This window comes from Ulvibacterium sp., assembly GCF_965248315.1.
GTDB lineage: Bacteria > Bacteroidota > Bacteroidia > Flavobacteriales > Flavobacteriaceae > Ulvibacterium.
This window is the reverse complement of record NZ_CBDFIX010000002.1, coordinates 3,463,765-3,484,501: the sequence shown is the minus strand read 5'-3', so window position 1 is coordinate 3,484,501 and position 20,737 is coordinate 3,463,765. Positions and strand designations below refer to the sequence as shown.

Below are 20,737 nucleotides of genomic sequence, written 5' to 3'. Positions count from 1 at the left end.
TATGAATAAGCTATATACAAAGAAAATGAAACTATACCGACAATTTAAAAAGACAGTTGTTTTGGTAACTTTCCTTGGGATTCTATCCTGTGGGGGCGAAAAACAGGTGAAAGAAGAATTCGTACGTCCAGTGGAATATATTGAAGTCTCCTATGACAATGGGGGTAAGGAAAGATCCTTTAGTGGAACCGCAAGGACGGAAAAAATTATTAATCTTAGTTTTAGGAACACAGGTATTTTAATGCAATTGGATATGCGATTGGGCCAAACGGTAAAGAAAGGACAATTGCTGGGAAAATTGGACAATGTGGAATCCCGGTTAAATTATGAACGATCTGTTTCTTCCTTGAATAGTGCAGAATCCCAAATGAATACAGCCAAACTTTCCTTGGACAGATTTCGGGTTTTGTATGAAAAGGGAAGTGCCTCGTTAACCGATTTTGAATCGGCAAAGAACTCTTATAAAACAGCACAACAAAGCTATGAATCGGCCAAGAGAAGTGTTTCCATACAACAGGAGCAGGTCAATTATGGGTATTTGTATGCACCGGAAAATGGGGTAATCACCTCAGTAACCGCAGAAGTAGATGAGAACATAAGTCCGGGCCAAACCGTTGGGGTCTTAAATGCCGGAACCGAAATGCAGATAGCCCTCGGTCTTCCCGAAAGCATCATCAACGAAGTACATTTGGACATGCCCGTGCGCATTACATTACCTTCGGTGGCGGACAAGACCTTTATAGGAAAGGTTACAGAGCTGTCGCCCGCAGTGGATACGAATACAGCGACCTACCCCACACGGGTAAAATTGGATGAGGCCACAGAGGATATTAAAACGGGGATGGCGGCCAACGTTACTTTTGAATTGGATGAGAACAAAAATGAAAGTAGTACGCTGCGTATTCCTGCACATGCCGTAGGGGAGGATAGCTCGGGAAGGTTTGTTTATGTGATTGTTGAAGAGGGCGAAAAATCCGTCGTCAAAAAAAATCCGATACAAGTGGGGGGCTTAAATTCCGATGGATTTGAGGTCGTTCAGGGACTTAAAGAGGGGCAAAGGATTGCCACTGCAGGCCTGCAAACATTGTTGGACGGACAATATGTTTCCTTACCGTAAAGTACGGACACTTTTTGGGGCAAGGTAGGCGATATCTATGGATTTTTAAAAACAAAGAAACATCAAAAAGTTACTGGGTTGTTGATTTTGAAGACATTAAAACCGTACAACCATTAACCAAAAACTAAATAACCAATCAATTCCGGGAATACGAAAATGACAAGAGACCGGAAGTGCTGTTGCCAAAAAGGCGATGTATTTTCAACTAACGATTGTGACCTATGAACCTTACCCAATTTTCGATAAATAAAAATAGAATCACGTTTACCATTCTGGGTACCATTATGCTTTTGGGCATAACCTTGTATCAGTCATTGCCTAGGGATAGTATGCCTCCGTATACGGTGCGAGTGGCAACGGTGGTCTCATTCTTTCCAGGGGCAAGTCCGGAGCGTGTGGAGCTTTTGGTAACCGATAAGATAGAAAAGGTGGCCCAAGAACTTCCGGAGCTCAAGGAAGTTACCAGTACCTCCAGAACCGAGCTCTCCGTAGTTTCGGTAACCTTAAAGGATGAAGTAGCACCTGAGGATATGCAGGCCGTTTGGGATCGGCTAAGAAGAAAATTGAACGCTATAGAGGGCTTGCCACAAGGTGTAACCTCTGATCTTAAGGATGATGGTGTTGGGGAAGTTTATGGTATTGTGGTAGGAATGACTTCCGATGGTTTTTCTTATGCCCAAATGAAGGAGTACGTTGATGATATCAAGGACGATTTGATCAAGCTTCCTGATGCGGCAAAAGTTGAGGTAGGAGGCGAGCAGGATGAACGGATCTTTGTAGAATTTGATAATTCGCAATTGAAGGAGTATGGTCTCTCCGCCAGTAAGTTGCAGAATATTATTGCATCGACCAACATTTTAAGTAGTGGTGGCCAAATAAATCTAAACGATGAGCGCATTATTTTGGAACCCACGGGTAATTTCAACTCCTTGGAGGATATCCAGGAGACATTGATTCCGGTAGGGGCCAACGGCACCCAATTATTACCACTGGGGGACATTACCAAGATCACACAATCCTATATTGACCCGCCCAAACAAAAAGTCCGGGTAAATGGCAAGGATGCCATATCGCTTCATGTAAGTCTAAAAGATGGTTCCAATGTTATTCAATTGGGGGAGGATATAGATAGGACCCTAGCCAAGTGGCGACAAAAATTACCGGTGGGCTTGGAGCTAAGTCGACTTTCCTCTCTGGACACTTATATCGATGTTAAAATCAGTGATTTTGTAGTTAACCTGCTACAGTCCATCAGCATTGTCCTTATAGTAATGCTTGTATTTTTAGGGTTGCGATCGGGGACCATTATTGCAAGCTTGATCCCCATAGTGGTGGTCATGACCCTTATGCTCATGGGGATTATCGGTATGGGTTTAAATCAGGTTACTTTAGCGGCCTTGATTATGGCATTGGGTATGATGGTGGATAATGCCATTGTAGTTGCCGAGACCATTATGGTTAAACTAGAGCAAGGTGTGCCCAAGAAAAAGGCTGCAATAGATGCCTGTTCGGAACTGTTTACCCCTTTACTTATTTCAACCTTGACTACTTCGGCGGCATTTCTGTCTTTTTATTTGGCCGAATCGACCATGGGGGATATTGTGGGCCCTATTTTTGTTGTAATTTCCATGGCGCTCCTGTCCTCTTGGATAATAGCACTTACCGTAATTACCTTGTTTTGCTACCTCTTTTTGAAAATCACGCCGAAATCAGAAAAGAAGGAAAGCTTCATAGATCGCATTATCAATACCCTTAAAGGATATTATAAGAATCTAATTCTTAAGGCACTAGCCCATAAATGGGTAGTATTGATCGGAATTTTCGTTGCTTTTTTTCTTTCTCTCTACGGTTTTACCAAGATTGCCTTTGTCTTTTTTCCGGATAGTGATAGAAATATGATTACCGTAGACATTAATCTACCCTTGGGCACAAAAATAGAGACCACTTCGGATGTGGTACTGGAGATTGAAAAATACATTTCCGATTCCTTACAGGTAAATGAAAATAGACCGGATGGTATTGTAGATTGGTCGTCCTACATAGGGGAAGGTCCTGAATCCTACGATTTGGGCTATACACCGGATGAGGCCAACTCAAGTTACGCGCATTTATTGGTAAACACCTCTAACTTTGTTTTTAACAATGAGATGGTCAACAAATTGGACGAGTACTGTTTTGAACATTTTCCCAATGCGGATATCAAGGTAGGCTTATTGGGTTCAGGGGGAGGTGGTACCCCTATAGAAGTAAAGGTATCGGGCCCTGAACCTGATGTTCTAGCGAATATTGCAAATTCCGTAAAAGCAAGGCTTACCGAAGTAAATGGCACGAAAAATGTAAAGGATGATTGGGGTCCAAAAAGTAAGAAATTCGTTATCGACATTGATCAGAACCGGGCCCAAACAGCAGGAGTCTCCAACCAAGATATTGCCACTTCCCTACAAACAGTTTTGGATGGATTTCAAACCGGTGAATATCGGGAAGATGATAAATCCATACCCATTGTAATGCGAAGTGAGGCCAGTCAACAACAAACCTTGGAGTCTTTGGAGACATTAAACGTCTATTCCCAATCCACAGGAAAGAGCATACCTTTGCTTCAAGTGGCCAGTATTGTGCCCCAATGGCAATACAGTAAGATTAAACGGTTGGACATTTATAGGACCGTAATTGTGTCCAGCGAACTTCGGGAAGATGCCAACGCCTCTGCTATTACCAATGAGATAAGACCTTGGTTGGACGAACAAAAAACCACATGGGGTTCGGATTACAGTTATGAATTTGGCGGTGATGCGGAAAACACGGCAGAAAATATGGGTGCTGTAGTACGGTATTTACCGCTTTCCGGCTTTATTATTCTCCTTTTGTTGATTATTCAATTTAATTCTTTCCGAAAAATGACCATGGTCTGTTTAACCATTCCATTGGCCATTATCGGTGTGGTGATTGGGTTATTGATTTTTCAGGAACCTTTTGGTTTTATGCCCTTTCTTGGGGTAATCTCCTTGGCAGGAATAGTAATCAATAATGCCATTGTACTCATTGATCGAATGGAAATGGAACAGAGCGTATTAAAAAGGAGTGAAAAAGATGCCGTAATAACGGCATGCCTTCAACGATTTAGACCCATCCTTTTAGCAACCTTTACTACGGTTCTGGGCTTAATCCCCTTATACTTGAGTGGCGGTGAGATGTGGGAGGGCATGGCCGTAAGTATCATGATTGGTCTACTTTTCGGAACGGTTATTACCTTGATTTTTATTCCCACTTTTTACAGCGCCGTTTACAGAGTAGAGTATAAGAACTACGACTTTGACCCGGCCCTAATGGAAGACTAGTGATCGATAAATTATATCATATCCGATTTGAGCTATTTTTTCTAAGTATGCTCTTCATTCTGTTCGGGTCCTTACTTTTTCCTGTGGTCATTTTTCAGGAAGAGATAATCCACATATTTTTTCTTGTGAATATTCTTTCAGGTATTCTTTTGGTATCGAAGACCCGAAAATTTTTATTGGGCTACTTGATTCTATTCATACTAGGTGCGTCTTTTTTTGCATATACCCTTGTACAAAAATTAAGTGTTGAGGCCGATTACCAAGTGGTTAGGCTTGCCATTTATACCCTTTTCTATACCTTGGTTACCTTAGAAATAATTCGGCAGGTCTGGCACGCCAAAAAAGTCGGGAAAAACGTCATAATAGGTTTAATGAGCGCCTACCTTTCCTTGGGATTATTAGCTTTTTTTATGTTCTTGTCCATTGAACTTATTCATCCTTCCTCCTTTTCAGGGAGTGCAGTAATAGGTACCATTGAACAAAAATCGGATGCCTTGCTATATTTTAGTTATATCACTTTGCTTACTATTGGCTATGGCGATATTGTACCGCTTACCCCCATTGCACAAAAAGCAACTGTTCTTGCAGGGTTAATTGGCCAATTTTACATTGTAATTGTTACCGCGGTGGTAGTGGAAAAATACATCATGAATAAAAAACAGAAATAACAGTATTTTAATGATGCCGCTGTTTCTTCCTTTTTCGATTTCCAAAAGGGTAGACCGAGTTTATTATTCCCGATTCAATCGATTTAAAGAGAAAGTTCCCAAATCCCTTGTATTTCACCCGATCGAAATCAATGGCTCCTACCATGGTCTTTCCACTCCTTGAAGGGTTTGATGATCTAACCGCTTGATTGGCCAAAAAGGAAATGGTTTTATTCTTTTCAGTCTTATTTTTCTTCAAAACAGTAGCTTTTAGATTATGGTATAACATAGTAAGACTTCCTTCTGCGCGAGAAGCGTTTGCGTGGCCATTAAAGGTCATCCCCATGAGGTCTCCCTTTTCAAACTTAATGCCGGAGGTAGGAAGCAATACCGGGTTGAAGGATTGAAAGGTGGTACTGCCCGTCGAACCTTTAAAATAAAAATCATCACTGGAATTAGGGTTTGGGAAGGAAAGGGCCAATGCTAAGGACAAATTTTCAAAAACCGTGCAACCCATGGAAATATCCAAAGCACTACCGTTCTTTGTTTGTTCAATTTTGCTCATGGTCAGATCCAGGTTTCTCATGGGCACGTTTAATAGCTTTCCCTGGTTTTCGGTTTTTTCCGTATAGTCCAGGGATGCTTGTTTAAGAATTATTGATTTAAAATGAAATCGATCCTCAATATCCCTTAACAATTCCGATAGCAGTTTTGGCCTCTTATTTTTGTTCCAAGGCTTGCTCATATCCTTATAAACCATAAACTCCGGATTTTCTAAAATAACACTGTCAAAATGTACTCCTCTATTAAAGAATAGTTTTTCGATAGCCAAGCCATAAATGGACACCTTGGGTATCCGAGATTCCATAATTGTCGTATTGTAACGATATTTGGATCCCAAATCCTCTTTGGAAAGCATGGGGGCATAGGACACATCACTCATTTTTAACAATCCCTTTTTGGCATTGAATTGTACATTGCCCAACTGAAGGTCATATTCCTTTTGGGCAAGGCCAAGTCTTTGGTTTGAAAGTCTCAAGCTCAAATCGTCCGTATTAATATTGAATAAGCCTGGGACATTGGATTGCCTTTGTAATTGGACGCCGTCAACCTCAAATTCCTTCAACGTATAGGATGCCAGGGTATCTTTATTGACCCCGGTAAGGGTAAAGGAGAAATCATCCACAGAAAATCTACCTAACTTAATTTCCTTTAGTTTATTGAGCAGAATGGTCTTTGGAGTACTGTTTTTGGCGGGTTGGGACGGTCCGGTTTTGGTATCGGCATTTTTTTGGTACAATATTTCAATGCCATTAATGGCAATATCCTTTAGTATTAGATGTTTACGGACAAGTATGGCCCATACATCAAGTCCCTCCATTTGTAAACTTTGAACGAAAACATGGGGATGGTCAAAACTATCCAGTACGTCCCCCGTCATAGACACACTGTCTGGGGTAATAGTCAGATTTTGAAATTTGGCCGAACTTTTAAGTAAGGAGAAGTCAAGATTATCGAATGTAAAAGTATAGGGTTTGGTATCATTAAAATGAGCGATTTCTGCTTGAATCAAATTACGTATCCGTTTTTTGGCCCATACTATTCCCAGAGCTATAACAATTCCCAAGAGAACGGCACCTATTGCCAATTTTGATGTTTTGCCCAAGGCCATTTAACGAAAACTGTGAATTGAGTTTTAAGATACTCATTAATAGTAAAAGAAATGAAAAAGTCCTATCCAATGGATTAGACCTTTAATTTTCATTGAGGTAACCTATTAGTTGGTGGCGATACTTTGCTTTAACAAAGCTCCGACAAGTTCTTTGGCGTAATTTGAAGATGTTCTTTCTAAGGAAGTCGGGTCTTTCAACTCGAACCTACCTACCCACTGTAAGTTATCCCCATCATCGGTCTTGATGTTATAAAGGCTACTTTCCAGGACATATTTTATCCCGGTCTTCAACTGGTCGGGCGCCCAAGTAGTTACGGGATAATAGGCGTAATAGCGACCAAAACGCCCATACCTGGCCGGGATATAGGTCGTGGAAGAGTTTCCCGGGATAACATCGGTATACTCTTCGGAATTTACCAAATTGGTAATAATAGCGCCATCAAACCCTTCCGAGACCAATTTTTTCTTTACATCATGAACTTCACTTTCAGAAAATTTGCGGCTTAGGTCCTTGGTTCCATCAATGGTAAACGAGGCAATGGCATTAACGCCATTTGCCTTGAGCTGTTCCACAACTTGGTTTTCAAATTTTAATCGGGTCGTATTATCTTTTGAACGTCCCAATACCAAAACCTTTTCATAGGTTTTTTTTGTTTTGCTGACGTTTTCAGAACTGGTCAGATAGGAGGAACAGCCAACTGACGAAAATGTAAGAAGTACAATCGCAACAAATCGGGTTATTTTCATGGCACTCATAGTTTAGATTGGTCAATCTGAAATAATATAACTTCAGACTCTATAAAAATAGAGAAAAAACGAATGCCGATTACACCATAAGTCTTGTTTCCAATACCACTTTAGGGATACGGTCTATTCGCTTTTTGAAGCCTCAAGATAGGTGAAGATAGCTTCCAATGCCGGATCTTCGTTGTTCCGATAGTTCTCCAGGCTTAAACTGGCCGCCAAATGAGGGGCAATCCAGGTTCTGGTATCGTCCGAAGTATACCCACCCTGCCAATATCTGCTGGAAATACTACCGGTCAAGCCGCTATTGGGGAGTGTAAACTCGTTATCCTCTCCATAGAAGTTTGGGCTGGATCCTGTGGGTTCACCGACAAATAGTGTGGCCGTATTCTTTTCCAGATCGGAGGTTAAATTCATGGCTGCGGAAAAGGTCCGTCTGCCGATAATGGTAAAGAGCTTTCCATGGGTGTTGATTTTTTTGTTTCTAATAATTTCATGGATCAATGAACGGTTTAAAAAACTGTTACCCCCGTTATTAAGGCGTATATCCAGTACCAAGGCCTTTACTTCATTTTTATTAATAAATTGGACCAGTTCCTTAACAAAGTCGGCTAAACTCTGTTCGGGTTTGTTTTGTACCTGATTGAATTGAAAGTATACAATTTTCCTGTCCGTAAGGTATTCGTACCAATACTGGTTTTCAGGATCCTTTTTCCATAACGGAATTTTGGAGTTTTGTAGATCTACCCAGTGGGATGGGGCAAATCTGGCCATGGGATCTCGGGTAAGAGATCCTGATTTTACGGAGACAGTCTTTCTGTGTCCATCCAAGAATTGTAAGGTAAATGCAATGGAATCCCTATTCTTACTGGCCCCAATCAATTCATAAATATCGCCAAAACCCAATGCAACAGGCATAATCCATTTTAACTGCATATCATTATCATGGCCCAAATAGTTCTTGCAGGCATCCATGATAGCTTTAATAGACATTGATCCCACTTTTTCGACCTTGGCACCTACTAACGATCGATACTCGGGTTCGGCCGCCCTTACATACAATTCGTCTTCAAAAAAATAAAACTCCAAAGGCAGGGCCTTAAATGCATAGGTTCCTTGAAAAGGAGGATAAAGCAGGGTATGGCCGTCCCCAATTTTGGCCAACAATTCCATAAAGGCGCCTATGATTTCTAAATCTGTCATTTGAGGAATCCCGTTATGGATTTTTTGTACTGCATTTTGCCATTCCTTCGAGGAAATGGAATGCGTAAAATTCTTATGCTCTTTTTCTACCTGTTCCACAAGGTATTCCAGGTCTTGCCGCCATGCCTGTATTTGGTTTGTGGCCGGTTGGAACAATTGTCGGGTAAGAGTTTTAAATTGATTGTCAGAATGAAGGCTCTTAAAGTTTTGGTCCTCAATCGCACTTTGAATATCATAAAGACCGGTATGGTAGGCCTTCTCCAACCACATAAGGGCGTTTTTTGTATCCCCTTTCCGGGCATAACAGCTGGCCAGTCTGTACATGGCCAAGCCATGGGCCGTGTTTAACGTAATCGTTTTACGGTAGGCTTCTATGGCCTCATCAAGATGATTGATCTTTTCGGCGACATTTGCATAGCGATACCAATACATATCATTATAGGGATTGATTTCCAATACATTTTTATAGGATGTGTAGGCCAATTCCCAGGATTCATGGGTGTAATGCAATTTTGCAACCTCTATTAGCGGTTGCGCAACTAAATGGTAAGGGGCGAATAATACAACAAGAAGATTACATACTTTTTTCATAATGGATTCGATTGATGAATAGGACGCAAAACTAGAAGCTTGGAGTATGCGAATCGACCTAAAGGGTAGGATGAGACCTGAAACTTTCCTTGTATTCCGAAGGGGTTTTCCCTTCCATTTTTTTAAAAACCCGGTTAAAGGAGGCTTTGCTTTGAAAACCGGACTCAAAAGCCAGGGCAAGAATGGTTTTATGGTCGTGTTCCGGATTGATTAATTTTTGTTTTACTTCCTGTAAACGATAAGTATTGATGAGATCATTGAAGTTTTGACCCAACTGTTCGTTAATGATTCGGGAAATCGTATTTGGGGAAATACGCAAGGTTTGTGCAAGTGCGTGCAGACTTAGTTTTTGATCAAGGTAGGGTTTCTCTTGTTCCAAATAATTTCTCAATCGCTGTAAATAATCCGAATCCAGCTTCCTGTCAATTTTTAATCTGTGATATTTGGGCCATATGGATTCTCGTCCGGTTCGTATAAAAAGATGAGGTTCCCAGAGAATTGAAAGTGTAAGAAAATAGGTAAAGGCAGTTATTAAGACGGCTCCCAAGTAATCGGAATCAATGGGCAGGTCGATTCCAAAAAACATCAGCCAAAAGCAAAAAAAACTGATGGAGGAAATAGCAATAAAAGGCCAAATCAGCTTTTGCAACAGTCTTTTCCTTACTTTGTTGGGAACGTCGGAGATCTGTAGTTTTTTTGATGAAATAATCCGTATACAACCCACAACATAAATGGCCCAGATAACCCCTTTATAGGCTAAAAAAATTCCGATGGCATCCGGAATATGGGAAAATGTTCCTGGACTTTCGTTCCCATACCAATTAAACCCGGTTTCCAACCAAAGCAGCCCTAGTGCAAAGGGAAAAAGATGTATAAAATCCGCTTTTAAAAACTTGGCCTTTTTGCCAGTAATGGCTAAGGTAAGCCACCATATAAGCACAACCAATACCAAATCCAACAAAATGGAATACTTTCGAAGTTTCTTGAAGCCTTGTCCCATATCCAGTAGATCCAATAGTTCGGATAACAGTAAAAAGGAGGTGAGTAGAAGTATAGTTCCCAAGATTATTGAGGTCAATCTGTCCTTACCATAATTAAGGAGGAGCACAGATCCCAAAAGTAGGGACTGCACAATGCCTATGCCTATTAAGAACTGAAGAATGCTATCTATCATGATTATGAAATCATTACTTCACTACTAATGGGTAGGAAATCGGTAACGGACATATTTCCGTTCGGTACATCCGTATACTTTCCTATGAGAACAAAAGATAAGAAAAATGGATGAGGCTCGGTAACAGGAATGTGTTTACAAATTAAGCCATTGCTTAAACTCGGCGGCTCTATTTTTGCTTATGATGATGTCTACCTCAGAGTTTGGGTTCACCAATATTTTTAGCTGGTTATTACCATATTTCACAATTTTATTTATTGCGGATATGGCAATGATGAATTGCCGATTGGCTCTAAAGAAGTAGCTATTATCGAGGTTGGAGAAAAGTTCATCGAGACTCAAATTTGAGGTAGAGCGCTTACCGTTAAAGCAGACCACATAGGTTATTGTGTTTTCTGTATAAATATGGGCAATCTCCCCTATAGGAATGGGCAAGAGCTCATTGCGGATATAGGTAAGTATTCTTTTTTTGGTATTGCCATCGTTGGTTTGGGCCTGTGGTTTTTTCTCGATTACCTTTTGTTGATAGTCCCCGACGGCCCTGTTCAGTTTTGAAAGATTAATAACTTCATCTTCCAATTGTTGGTTTTTAAGCTCTAATCTCTTTTCATAGGAGCTCCCTATTAATCGAACTGTGATTACGTAGGAAAGAATTACGATAAGGCCCATTATCAAAAAAATGAGATAGAACCTTCTTTTTATTTCGTCCAACTCCGAAGAAATATTGGTAATGTTAACATGTGCCGCCACGATCCAGTCCGAATTTTGAACAGGAAATAGATGTATAACCTCGGATTGCTGCCCCGTATTTTCCGAAGTATTTTCTACCAGTTCTTCTTGACTCGCTATTAACAGGTCATAAAAATTTTCAGGGCTCAAATCATCGGTCACTGATGATACAAACGATTTATTGGCACTTGCCGGTTGTCCAACATTTTTAATATCTGGGTGGCATATGACCCTCCCGGACCAATCATAGACGCTTAAAAAACCTCTTTCAAAATCGGTGCCTTTTAAACTCGTTTGCGTATAGCTAATGGTAGAGTCCTTGGTAATACCATTGGCCAATTGATGGCTAAGAAGTGTGGCAAAGGTTTTGGCTTCCTTCTTGCTAAATTCCAAATGGGCCTCAAGCAACTCATGGGTGCTGGCCTTGATCAAATAATGTAGCGCGACACCGGCAATCGCTGTATAAATTACCGAAATTGATAGAAAGGTTAGGAAGTAGAGTTTGTCTTTTCGCATTGCGTTTCAGGGCAATTTTTTCTCGAATATAACAATTTGATTTTCACCAAAACGGTTTGGACGTTATTCTTTGGGACCAATGTTGCTTTCTTCATTTTTATCAAATTCCTTTTAAGGTCTGTTTTTCCCTATTAAACCTCATTCTTCCCTTTCAGAAAGGTTTTGTCTTCAAAAACTACTGGCAAGTAGTTGCTTTGAACAAAGTTTAGGAAATCAAAATTGGCGAAGTCAATAGGATAAATCCTAAACTTTTGATCAAGCGATTTAATAACCTAAAATTAAGCACTATGAAAAGGAACCTGAAATTTTTGTTGCCTCTATTGGCTCTTACACTTATCGCCTGTACAAGTGATAGCGAAGATGATTTGATGGAAATGGAAGAACCTGGAGGGCCTGTGACCTATAACTCAAACATTAGGGCGATCATTGGCAGTAACTGTCTAAACTGCCATTCCGACCCCACACGGAATGGTGCGCCCTTTTCCCTGACGAATTTCCAACAAGTTAGCACCCGCGCAGAAAATGGTTCCTTGTCCAGGGCTATCAATAAACAGACCGGGGATTCGGGTGCCATGCCTCCCGGTGGCAGGTTGCCCCAAACCACTATTGATTTGATAGACCAATGGATAGACGAAGGTTTTTTGGAACAATAGGACACGGTAAAGGGATATTGTCATGAAAAGTGTAAACATTAGATTTTCATTACTAATTCTTGTTCTTGTACATGGAGCAGTTGCTTCACTCTGGGCACAGGATAGATACATTGATAAAAACGGGATCGTAATTTTTGAGGCCTCCGAACAGCTTTTTGAAGAGGTGAAAGCGACCAACGAATCGGTAACCGTTATTTTGAGCACGGAGACAAACCAGATCGCTTCTCTGGCCCTTATTAAAGGCTTCCATTTTAAAAACTCCTTGATGGAAGAGCACTTCAATGAAAATTATATAGAATCCGATACCTATCCAAAGGCCAAGTTCAAGGGTAATTTAATTGATTTAAATATGGTTGAACTCGATGAAAATGTAACCGAGGTTTCGGTCGAGGGTGTACTCGAGGTGAGGGGAAAGCAGAAAGAGATACATACCGTATTGAAAACACAGAAAATTGGGGATATCATTTCCATAACAGGAGAGTTCATAGTTACTCCGGGCGATTTTGATATTGAAATACCCAAAATAGTCCGGAGCAAAATTGCCAAGGAAGTTCTTGTGAAACTGGATTTTAAGTTGGCAAAAAAATGAGGGGCAAAAAATTATATACCGTTTTGGCCAGTGTGTTCGTGTCGTTAATTCTTGCAGTCTCTATATATAACTACATCTATAAAGGTCATAGGGATATTGCCACGGAATGGGTCGCCTATTCCATATCTGCCACAGAAATACATATGGATTTTAGCAAGGAGGATAAAATAGCAAAGTATGTGGACCAGGTGGTGCAAATTCATGGAAATATTACGGCAATTGAACAGAATGCCATAGTTATCGATGATAAAGTACAGGTCAGTTTTATAACTGATGCTCCAAACGATTTATCCATAGCCGGTCAAATAACCATAAAAGGAAGATGCGTGGGTTATGACGACCTTCTAGAGCTTGTTAAAATTGACCAGGCCACCCTGATCCAGACTAACTAATATTCATTATAAACCAATTGAAAAATGAGAAAACTGAGTATTCTAATCATAGTACTACCCTTTTTTGCCTTCTCACAGGAGGACGATTTACTAGGCGAAATAAACAATGTCAACACACAGGGCACATACGAAATTGCCGCCTTTAAGGGCTTGAAGATCGTAAATTTTGAATCCACGAAAATGGTTTCCAAAAAACAGCTGTTCTTTGTAGTGTCCCATAGATTTGGATCTATAAAAACAGGGATAGAAGATTTCTTTGGACTAGATCAAGCCGTTACCCGACTCAATTTCATCTATGGGATCTCGGACGGTATAAACATCGGCATTTCACGTAGCTCATTTCAGAAGACCTATGAAGGCTCATTAAAATTGAGGTTGCTGAGACAACAGGCGGGCGGTTCTCCCTTTACGATAGTATTGTTCAGCAATATATTGATGAACACTTCTTTGGAAGAGGATATTTTACCCGGCTTAAAGTTCGAGCATAGGTTGAGCTATTCTACACAGGCCCTCATCTCCAAAAAATTGAACAAGAATCTGTCCTTACAATTGGCTCCTACTTTTTTTCATGATAACCTCGTTGCCTTTGACGGGCAAGAAAACTCACAATATGCCATTGGCATTGGCGGAAGACATAAGTTGACGAAAAGATGGTCCATCAATATTGATTATGGTTTGCACCTGAACAGGGCAACCAATTCACATTTTAAAAACCCGCTTTCTATTGGCTTTGATCTGGAAACCGGAGGCCATGTATTTCAATTGCACTTCACCAATGCCCAGCCCATGAATACCAATACATTTTTAGGGCAAGCTACAGGGGATTGGGGCAATGGGGATGTTTTCTTTGGATTTAACCTTTCAAGAGTCTTTTGATCAATGCGAACGGATATGAAATCAGGTATGGCGAAAATTGAAGTGCAAAGTTCATTTTGTGCAAAGTGCGCGGCAAGGATAAAAATGGAGCTATTAAAAATTGAAAATATCACCAATGTATATCTCTATCCTTTTGATTCTTTAGTGGTGTTCAACTTTATAAAGGCCAATGAGCTTTCCATAGCATTGAACACCCTAACAGCATTGGGACACCCCCAAAAAGGAGAAAGAATCGGCAAAAACGGTTATTTAAGCATATGTACATGTTCAGCAAATAAGAGGGAAGCCTTCGTTCACCGCCCCCAAGTGAATGCTGGAATAACTACAACGGGTTAAGAATCATATTTGAATATAGTCCGATGAATACAACAAATATATACTGCAAATTTTTTAGGGACTTTAATTCCCTTTTACGGTCCGTAATTCCCTTTCATGAACATTTTGTGGTATAAGGTCCTGAAATCTAGTTGCTTTGACATAACATTAATTCTAAAATAATTGAAATGAAAAAGTTTTTTTTAGTATCCCTGACATTTTTGGCGCTGCTAGGTTGTAGCAGTGATGATTACGGTTCCACAGATAACGGTCCAGGCGATGGTAATCCACCTCCAGCGGAAGTCATCTCTGTACAATTAAGGAATGATGCAACTTTTGGTAGTATCCTTACCAACGAAGACGGCTTTTCGCTCTATTTCTTTTCGCTGGACAGTACGGGTGATTCTAATTGTACTGATGGTTGTATTGACGCCTGGCCTATATTCTATGTAGCGGACCTTACGCTGGATAACGGTCTTGATACTGCTGATTTTGGTACCATTACCAGAAGCGATGGGGAAATGCAGACTACGTACAAGGGTTGGCCACTTTATCTTTTCGCGAATGATGGTGCTGCCGGTGATGTAAATGGAGATGGTGCAGGCGATGTTTGGTACGTGGCCAAGCCCGATTATTCGGTCATGATGGTCCAGGCCCAATTGGTGGGAAGGGATTCCGGTGGAATCGAGACAAACCTTACGGACACCTATGAGCCAGGCGATGCACAGACGTTCTACATGACCGATGCCAAGGGCAACACTTTGTACCTTTTCATCAACGACACCAACGGAGTAAACAATTTTACAAATGACGACTTCTCCAACGATGCGGTATGGCCCATATTTGAGGAAACTTTACAGAACATCCCCAGTATTTTGGATGAATCGGATTTTGGTTCTATTGATGTTTTTGGGAGGCAGCAGCTCACCTATAAGGGATGGCCGCTTTATTATTTCGGACAGGATGCCCAACGGGGCGATAACTTTGGCGTAGGCTTCCCAGTGGCGGGTGTCTGGCCTATTCTTAATCCAGATACGGAAATCGCCCCGGATGCAGGAGGGGGCAATAAAGTATACGATGTTACCAATCAGGGAGCTTCGGCCTATATTCTTTCTGGTGAAGGGCTAAACAATGCCATAAATCCGGATTTGACCCTAAAAAGAGGGGACACCTACGAATTTAATGTAGACGCACCAGGTCATCCATTCATCATCAAAAGTGTTCAAAGCACTGGTACAGAAAACGCGTACAATGATGGAGTAACCAATAACGGAGAGGCATCGGGAACCGTAACATTCACCGTTCCAAATGATGCGCCCAATACTTTGTTTTACAATTGCGAGTTCCACAGTCCCATGACAGGAACCCTTACGATAATAGATTGAAAAAGGAGATTATGTTTTTTTGTTAGTTTTGAGCCTAGGGTTTTCCAACGAAACCCTAGGTTTTAAATCTAAAGGGACATAGGGAGGGAGTATTTGTAATTGTATGCTAATCCACAGTATTTATATTGAAAAGATTGGGTAAATTTATAAGGCTATTGATTCTCGCAGCTTTTCTAGGAAGTTTCTTTTTGCTATGGAGAATGTATGATTCAGACGATGTGAACATTTTAGAGGCTGAACCTGAGCTCCATTTGAATGCTGAAACGCTTATTTCGCACTTTAAAAAAGAAGATGATTATTATCTTGAACCGGAAAAAATTGTTGAAATAGAAGGTACCATAAAAGAAATCAATAGTATAAATAATAGGATTACCATATTGCTGGAAGGTGGTTCCGATGAATCCGCCTGCGTAATATGTGATATGAAGACCGACCAAACCATAGGGATTGAAAATTTTGGACCAAAGGATACCATACGGTTAAAAGGAGTTTTCAAGGGGTTTTTAAAGGATGCCATTTTTCTAAACTGTATTATTTCCCAAAGAAAAATCAATGAATAAAGTGATTTCACTTTTTTTCCTGTTTATTTTTTATGGACAGCAACCTACTGAAGAAAAAATTATTGCTCGGCAGGGGAAGGTGTCCTTTTTTTCATATACTTCCGTGGAAAACATAAAGGCGGAGAACAATCAAGTATTGAGTATCATAGATTTGTCTACCCACAACATCGCCGTTAGCATGCTCATGAACGCCTTTGTATTTGAAAAAGCCTTGATGCGCGAGCACTTCAACGAAAGCTATATTGAATCGGATATTTATCCGAAAGCTACTTTTGAAGGCAAGATTTCGGATTTTGACCCTTCACAGGAAGGTGAACAAACCAGGATGGTAAGGGGTACATTTTCTATGCACGGAGTGTCCAAGGAATTGGAGATAAAGACCAAAATAGAGAATATCAAAGGCAAGTATATAGTGTCCGGGACTTTTGAGGCCTTTGTTAAGGATTATAGCATTAAAATACCTCCACTTTTGGCAGGTAATATTGCGAAAACAATTTCGGTGGATTTTAGATTTGAATATCGGCCTTATGAAAGCTAAAATAAAAGTTTTGTGTTTGGTTTGGTTCTGCTCTTTGACGGCAGCAATGGGGCAAGACCTTCTGGGTATACTCGATAAGGAATATGCGGATACCCCCCAATATACCCAGGCTACTTTTAAATTCACCAGAATTGCCTTTGGACATTCCATAGAAACCCGAAAAAAAGGAATTTTGGATGTCTTTGTGGCAAACCGATTTTGGAACACGCCAGCAGATAGAACCCAAAGTTTTGCCGCTGATCGTCTAAGTTCCAGAATTGCGCTGGAATATGGTATTTCTGATCGGCTTTCAGTCGGGTTTGGCGGAACTACCTATGATGGTTTGTTCGATGCTTACCTGAAGTACAAATTGGTCAAACAACGTAGCGATGGCAAAGGGTCTCCCGTAAGCATTACATTTTTCCAGGGGTCGAGTTATTTTAGTGAAGGCCTGATTTCCTCATCGATACAGGATGATTTTTCAAACAGGCTATCATTTACGTCTCAATTGCTGATAGGTAAGAAGATTTCTTCCAATTTCTCACTTCAAATAGCACCCTCCTTTATCCATAGGGGACTAGAATATTCTCCCGAAGACCCTCAAAGCCATTTTGCTATAGGTTTCGGGGGACGATATAAATTGGGCAATCATGTTTCCGTAGTGTCCGAATATTATTATACCGCAAATCCCATAGAATCCTTTGATACCTATGGCCCCTTTGCCTTGGGTGTAAACTGGGAAATTGGTGATGTTATGCTTCAATTCATGTTGACCAATGCCGTCCGAATGGTAGAAGATTCCTTTATAACCCAGACACGGAATAACTTTAATTTTAGAAACCCCAATCTAAATTTTGGCTTCAACATGACCTATGTCCTTCACTTTAAACGCCATTTGAAGAAAAAGTAACATCCATTGCTACCGCTTTCGTGTTTTTTGAATGCGAATCCCTGTAAATTCTATTTTTGGAACTATTTTTACATCCATGGAAGAATGGTACCACTATCCATTATTGGTCATTGTAGGTTTCGCCGTGGGATTCATCAATACCGTAGCTGGGGGAGGATCCTTGATCTCGTTACCCGTATTGATCTTCTTAGGCTTGCCTCCAAGTGTTGCCAACGGAACCAATAGGGTTGCCGTGGTCATTCAAAACAGCCTTGCCACTGTTGGTTTTAAAAGTAAGGGAGTCTCCACATTTCCATTTAATTTGTATTTGGGCCTGTCTGCTTTATTAGGCGCTATTATTGGCGCTTACATCGCTGTGGACATTAAGGGGGAGACCTTTAATAGAATTTTGGCCATTATTATGGTCATAGTTGTCCTTATCATTGTCTTTAAGCCCAAGATGAAATTAATGGAGCTACAGGAAAGGATAACCGGTAAATATCTTTGGATAGGGGTCTTGGCTTTTTTCTTTTTTGGAATTTATGGCGGATTCATCAACGCGGGTCTAGGATTTATAATTATTCTATTTTTGCACTATGTAAACCAAATGACACTTGTAAGGGCCAATGCCACAAAAGTGGCCGTGGTGCTCATCTATACGATAGCAGCTTTGATCGTATTCGTTATTAACGACAAGGTAAATTGGGAAGTGGGTCTTATTTTGGCTATTGGAAATGGTACCGGAGCTTGGTTCTCCAGTAGGATTTCCGTAAAAAAAGGGGATGGTTTTATCAAAACGTTTTTGGTCATAATGGTCATTGCCATGTCCATAAAACTGTGGTTTTTTGGATAATGCATTTTAATTAATTGCACTTTCCATTGTAGTGGAAAATTTAAAATAATACGATGTCTAACAGTATCCAAAATCTTGAATGGCGGTACGCCGTAAAAAAATTCGACTCGGAGAAGATACTCATCCAAGAAAAAGTTGAATTGCTAAAACAGGCTTTCAATCTTACCGCCACTTCCTATGGGCTACAGCCTATTAGAATGGTAATTTTGAAGGACAAGGAACTTCAAAACCGATTGGTGCCCCATTCCTTTGGACAACAACAAGTAGCCCAGGCGTCCCATATTCTTGTGATTTGTATTGAAAATGTAATTAACGCCGATTTCATTAAGAACTATTTTGAAAGGGTCAAAAGAATTCGCAACACCCCGGACGAGATTTTAGAGCCCTTTTTGGTATCGCTCCTAGATAGTTTTTCAAAGAAAAAGACTTCGGAAATTCGGCAATGGTGCGTCAATCAGGCGTATTTGGCCTTAGGCAACCTTTTGACGGTGTGTGCTATGGAAAAAATCGATTCCTGTCCCATGGAAGGTTTTAATCCAGAAGGTTATGACAAACTATTGGAGCTTCCTGAAAAGGGTCTGAATTCCGTATTGGTTTTGCCCGTAGGGTATCGGGCTAAAGATGATATGTTCTCCGGCTTTAAAAAAGTTCGAAAAGAGATAGATGACAGTATTATCGAAATATTTTAGCATACTTTCCCTAAACCCTAAACCCTAAACCCTAAACCCTAAACCCTAAACCCTAAACCCTAAACCCTAAACCCTAAACCCTAAACAATATATGCCAGGACTTGAGCTTTTTAGTGATAAGGAAAGAAAGGAAGTAAACGATGTTTTGGATTCAGGCGTGTTAATGCGCTACGGGTTTGACGCAATGCGTAACGGACATTGGAAAGCCCTAGCGTTGGAAAAAGCCTTGGCCGAACGTATGGGAGTGGACTATGCCCAAGTAGTGAGTAGTGGTACAGCGGCCCTTACCATAGCTCTGGCGAGTGCCGGAATAGGGGCGGGCGACGAGGTTATTATGCCCACATTTACGTTTGTAGCCAGTTTTGAATCCATTTTGGCCGTGGGAGCTGTTCCCATTTTGGTCAATGTGGATGATACGCTGACTTTGGATCCCAAGGCGGTAGAGTATGCCATTACCAAAAAAACCAAAGCAGTGATGCCTGTACACATGTGTGGATCTATGGCCGACTTAAGAGCTTTGAAATCCATTTGTCAAGACCATGGACTTTTGTTGTTGGAAGATGCTTGCCAGGCCATAGGTGGTACTTTTGAAGGAAAACCTTTGGGCAGCTATGGGGATTTAGGCTGTTTTTCGTTTGATTATGTGAAGACTGTTACCTGTGGCGAAGGCGGTGCTATTATTACCAATAACGAGAAGTATTATACAAATGCCGATCATTATTCCGATCATGGACATGATCACATTGGAAAAGATAGGGGAGCGGAGGGACATCCCTTTTTAGGATATAACTTTCGAATATCGGAACTTAATGCGGCTGTGGGATTGGCACAAATCAGGCGATTGGACGAATTCTTGGCCATTCAAAAAAGCAACTACTTAATTTTGCGCAGAACTTTGGAGAGCATTCCCCAGATTACTTTTAGGCGCGTTCCCCAAGGTGGGGAGGAAAGCTATGCTTTTTTAAGTTTCTTTCTTCCAAATGCAAAGATGGCAAAAGAAGTTCATACAGCTTTGGGAGAAGAAGGTGTAGATGGATGTTTCTATTGGTACGATAATAAATGGCACTATTATCGTGAATGGGAACATCTTATTCATAAAAAATCCTTGGGAAGGCTACCAAAGGAAGTGTACGAACAGTTGCCCGATTATTCGAAATCTGATTTTTCCAAGTCCGATCAATGGATCGGTCGAAACATTTCCTGTCTTATAAAACTGGGGTGGACGGAAAGTGAAGTACAGGCCAGAGCCCAAAAAATCGCCAAAATTATTGGGCGCTTTTTAAAGTAG

20 protein-coding genes are annotated in these 20,737 nt (G+C 40.7%); 15 read left to right on the top strand and 5 right to left on the bottom strand.

Annotated features, from left to right (window positions below):
• Position 1 precedes the first annotated feature (1 nt).
• The 3 genes from ACP2AF_RS16510 (at position 2) to ACP2AF_RS16500 (ending at position 5,123) form a co-directional block, all read left to right on the top strand.
• Positions 2 to 1,117: an efflux RND transporter periplasmic adaptor subunit gene (locus ACP2AF_RS16510; protein WP_425237254.1), complete on the top strand. Its 1,116-nt coding sequence runs from the start codon at positions 2 to 4 to the stop codon at positions 1,115 to 1,117.
• A gap of 221 nt (positions 1,118 to 1,338) precedes the next feature.
• A complete protein-coding gene (locus ACP2AF_RS16505) occupies positions 1,339 to 4,455 on the top strand; it encodes an efflux RND transporter permease subunit (protein ID WP_425237253.1) in 3,117 nt (1,038 codons plus the stop codon).
• Entirely contained in the window at positions 4,455 to 5,123 is a 669-nt protein-coding gene (locus ACP2AF_RS16500; protein WP_425237252.1) for an ion channel, read from the top strand. The genes ACP2AF_RS16505 and ACP2AF_RS16500 overlap by 1 nt, the downstream gene beginning before the upstream one ends.
• 7 nt (positions 5,124 to 5,130) lie before the next feature.
• Here ACP2AF_RS16500 and ACP2AF_RS16495 read toward each other — a convergent pair whose 3' ends face one another.
• From ACP2AF_RS16495 to ACP2AF_RS16475, 5 genes are all read right to left on the bottom strand, one after another.
• Positions 5,131 to 6,774, bottom strand: coding sequence for a hypothetical protein (locus tag ACP2AF_RS16495; RefSeq protein WP_425237251.1), 1,644 nt, complete (start codon positions 6,772 to 6,774; stop codon positions 5,131 to 5,133).
• Positions 6,775 to 6,879: 105 nt separating this feature from the next.
• Positions 6,880 to 7,521 carry a hypothetical protein gene (locus ACP2AF_RS16490; protein ID WP_425237250.1) on the bottom strand — a complete coding sequence of 214 codons (642 nt, stop codon included), beginning with the start codon at positions 7,519 to 7,521 and terminating at the stop codon, positions 6,880 to 6,882.
• Between the two features lie 123 nt (positions 7,522 to 7,644).
• On the bottom strand, positions 7,645 to 9,312 hold the full coding sequence (locus tag ACP2AF_RS16485) for a TPR end-of-group domain-containing protein (RefSeq protein ID WP_425237249.1): 1,668 nt from the start codon (positions 9,310 to 9,312) through the stop codon (positions 7,645 to 7,647).
• Positions 9,313 to 9,370: 58 nt separating this feature from the next.
• Positions 9,371 to 10,486, bottom strand: coding sequence for a helix-turn-helix domain-containing protein (locus ACP2AF_RS16480; protein ID WP_425237248.1), 1,116 nt, complete (start codon positions 10,484 to 10,486; stop codon positions 9,371 to 9,373).
• A gap of 135 nt (positions 10,487 to 10,621) precedes the next feature.
• Positions 10,622 to 11,731: a LytR/AlgR family response regulator transcription factor gene (locus ACP2AF_RS16475; RefSeq protein ID WP_425237247.1), complete on the bottom strand. Its 1,110-nt coding sequence runs from the start codon at positions 11,729 to 11,731 to the stop codon at positions 10,622 to 10,624.
• Between the two features lie 287 nt (positions 11,732 to 12,018).
• Here ACP2AF_RS16475 and ACP2AF_RS16470 point away from each other — a divergent pair, with 287 nt between their 5' ends.
• From ACP2AF_RS16470 to ACP2AF_RS16415, 12 genes are all read left to right on the top strand, one after another.
• Positions 12,019 to 12,384 (top strand): hypothetical protein, encoded by a 366-nt coding sequence (locus ACP2AF_RS16470; RefSeq protein ID WP_425237246.1) that lies wholly within the window; start codon positions 12,019 to 12,021, stop codon positions 12,382 to 12,384.
• A 22-nt stretch (positions 12,385 to 12,406) separates the two neighbouring features.
• Entirely contained in the window at positions 12,407 to 12,973 is a 567-nt protein-coding gene (locus ACP2AF_RS16465; RefSeq protein WP_425237245.1) for a YceI family protein, read from the top strand.
• The gene (locus tag ACP2AF_RS16460; protein ID WP_425237244.1) at positions 12,970 to 13,365 is read left to right on the top strand and encodes a hypothetical protein; all 396 of its coding nucleotides are present in this window, start codon (positions 12,970 to 12,972) and stop codon (positions 13,363 to 13,365) included. Before ACP2AF_RS16465 ends, ACP2AF_RS16460 begins: the two co-directional genes overlap by 4 nt.
• A gap of 24 nt (positions 13,366 to 13,389) precedes the next feature.
• Entirely contained in the window at positions 13,390 to 14,241 is an 852-nt protein-coding gene (locus tag ACP2AF_RS16455; protein ID WP_425237243.1) for a DUF5777 family beta-barrel protein, read from the top strand.
• Positions 14,242 to 14,256: 15 nt separating this feature from the next.
• Positions 14,257 to 14,577, top strand: coding sequence for a hypothetical protein (locus ACP2AF_RS16450; RefSeq protein WP_425237242.1), 321 nt, complete (start codon positions 14,257 to 14,259; stop codon positions 14,575 to 14,577).
• A gap of 167 nt (positions 14,578 to 14,744) precedes the next feature.
• Entirely contained in the window at positions 14,745 to 15,941 is a 1,197-nt protein-coding gene (locus ACP2AF_RS16445) for a hypothetical protein (protein ID WP_425237241.1), read from the top strand.
• 134 nt (positions 15,942 to 16,075) lie between these two features.
• Positions 16,076 to 16,501: an OB-fold protein gene (locus ACP2AF_RS16440; protein WP_425237240.1), complete on the top strand. Its 426-nt coding sequence runs from the start codon at positions 16,076 to 16,078 to the stop codon at positions 16,499 to 16,501.
• Positions 16,494 to 17,039: a YceI family protein gene (locus ACP2AF_RS16435; RefSeq protein WP_425237239.1), complete on the top strand. Its 546-nt coding sequence runs from the start codon at positions 16,494 to 16,496 to the stop codon at positions 17,037 to 17,039. The genes ACP2AF_RS16440 and ACP2AF_RS16435 overlap by 8 nt, the downstream gene beginning before the upstream one ends.
• On the top strand, positions 17,029 to 17,928 hold the full coding sequence (locus ACP2AF_RS16430) for a DUF5777 family beta-barrel protein (protein ID WP_425237238.1): 900 nt from the start codon (positions 17,029 to 17,031) through the stop codon (positions 17,926 to 17,928). The genes ACP2AF_RS16435 and ACP2AF_RS16430 overlap by 11 nt, the downstream gene beginning before the upstream one ends.
• A gap of 76 nt (positions 17,929 to 18,004) precedes the next feature.
• On the top strand, positions 18,005 to 18,760 hold the full coding sequence (locus ACP2AF_RS16425; protein WP_425237237.1) for a sulfite exporter TauE/SafE family protein: 756 nt from the start codon (positions 18,005 to 18,007) through the stop codon (positions 18,758 to 18,760).
• A gap of 53 nt (positions 18,761 to 18,813) precedes the next feature.
• Positions 18,814 to 19,449: an NAD(P)H-dependent oxidoreductase gene (locus ACP2AF_RS16420; RefSeq protein ID WP_425237236.1), complete on the top strand. Its 636-nt coding sequence runs from the start codon at positions 18,814 to 18,816 to the stop codon at positions 19,447 to 19,449.
• Between the two features lie 91 nt (positions 19,450 to 19,540).
• On the top strand, positions 19,541 to 20,737 hold the full coding sequence (locus tag ACP2AF_RS16415; RefSeq protein WP_425237235.1) for a DegT/DnrJ/EryC1/StrS family aminotransferase: 1,197 nt from the start codon (positions 19,541 to 19,543) through the stop codon (positions 20,735 to 20,737).

Excerpts from the sequence above, each read along its gene's own strand:
- ACP2AF_RS16510 (WP_425237254.1), top strand. The coding sequence starts at position 2 with ATGAATAAGCTATATACAAAGAAAATGAAACTATACCGACAATTTAAA.
- ACP2AF_RS16505 (WP_425237253.1), top strand. The coding sequence starts at position 1,339 with ATGAACCTTACCCAATTTTCGATAAATAAAAATAGAATCACGTTTACC.
- ACP2AF_RS16495 (WP_425237251.1), bottom strand. The coding sequence starts at position 6,774 with ATGGCCTTGGGCAAAACATCAAAATTGGCAATAGGTGCCGTTCTCTTG.
- ACP2AF_RS16490 (WP_425237250.1), bottom strand. The coding sequence starts at position 7,521 with ATGAAAATAACCCGATTTGTTGCGATTGTACTTCTTACATTTTCGTCA.
- ACP2AF_RS16485 (WP_425237249.1), bottom strand. The coding sequence starts at position 9,312 with ATGAAAAAAGTATGTAATCTTCTTGTTGTATTATTCGCCCCTTACCAT.
- ACP2AF_RS16480 (WP_425237248.1), bottom strand. The coding sequence starts at position 10,486 with ATGATAGATAGCATTCTTCAGTTCTTAATAGGCATAGGCATTGTGCAG.
- ACP2AF_RS16475 (WP_425237247.1), bottom strand. The coding sequence starts at position 11,731 with ATGCGAAAAGACAAACTCTACTTCCTAACCTTTCTATCAATTTCGGTA.
- ACP2AF_RS16470 (WP_425237246.1), top strand. The coding sequence starts at position 12,019 with ATGAAAAGGAACCTGAAATTTTTGTTGCCTCTATTGGCTCTTACACTT.
- ACP2AF_RS16465 (WP_425237245.1), top strand. The coding sequence starts at position 12,407 with ATGAAAAGTGTAAACATTAGATTTTCATTACTAATTCTTGTTCTTGTA.
- ACP2AF_RS16460 (WP_425237244.1), top strand. The coding sequence starts at position 12,970 with ATGAGGGGCAAAAAATTATATACCGTTTTGGCCAGTGTGTTCGTGTCG.
- ACP2AF_RS16455 (WP_425237243.1), top strand. The coding sequence starts at position 13,390 with ATGAGAAAACTGAGTATTCTAATCATAGTACTACCCTTTTTTGCCTTC.
- ACP2AF_RS16450 (WP_425237242.1), top strand. The coding sequence starts at position 14,257 with ATGAAATCAGGTATGGCGAAAATTGAAGTGCAAAGTTCATTTTGTGCA.
- ACP2AF_RS16445 (WP_425237241.1), top strand. The coding sequence starts at position 14,745 with ATGAAAAAGTTTTTTTTAGTATCCCTGACATTTTTGGCGCTGCTAGGT.
- ACP2AF_RS16435 (WP_425237239.1), top strand. The coding sequence starts at position 16,494 with ATGAATAAAGTGATTTCACTTTTTTTCCTGTTTATTTTTTATGGACAG.
- ACP2AF_RS16430 (WP_425237238.1), top strand. The coding sequence starts at position 17,029 with ATGAAAGCTAAAATAAAAGTTTTGTGTTTGGTTTGGTTCTGCTCTTTG.
- ACP2AF_RS16425 (WP_425237237.1), top strand. The coding sequence starts at position 18,005 with ATGGAAGAATGGTACCACTATCCATTATTGGTCATTGTAGGTTTCGCC.
- ACP2AF_RS16420 (WP_425237236.1), top strand. The coding sequence starts at position 18,814 with ATGTCTAACAGTATCCAAAATCTTGAATGGCGGTACGCCGTAAAAAAA.
- ACP2AF_RS16415 (WP_425237235.1), top strand. The coding sequence starts at position 19,541 with ATGCCAGGACTTGAGCTTTTTAGTGATAAGGAAAGAAAGGAAGTAAAC.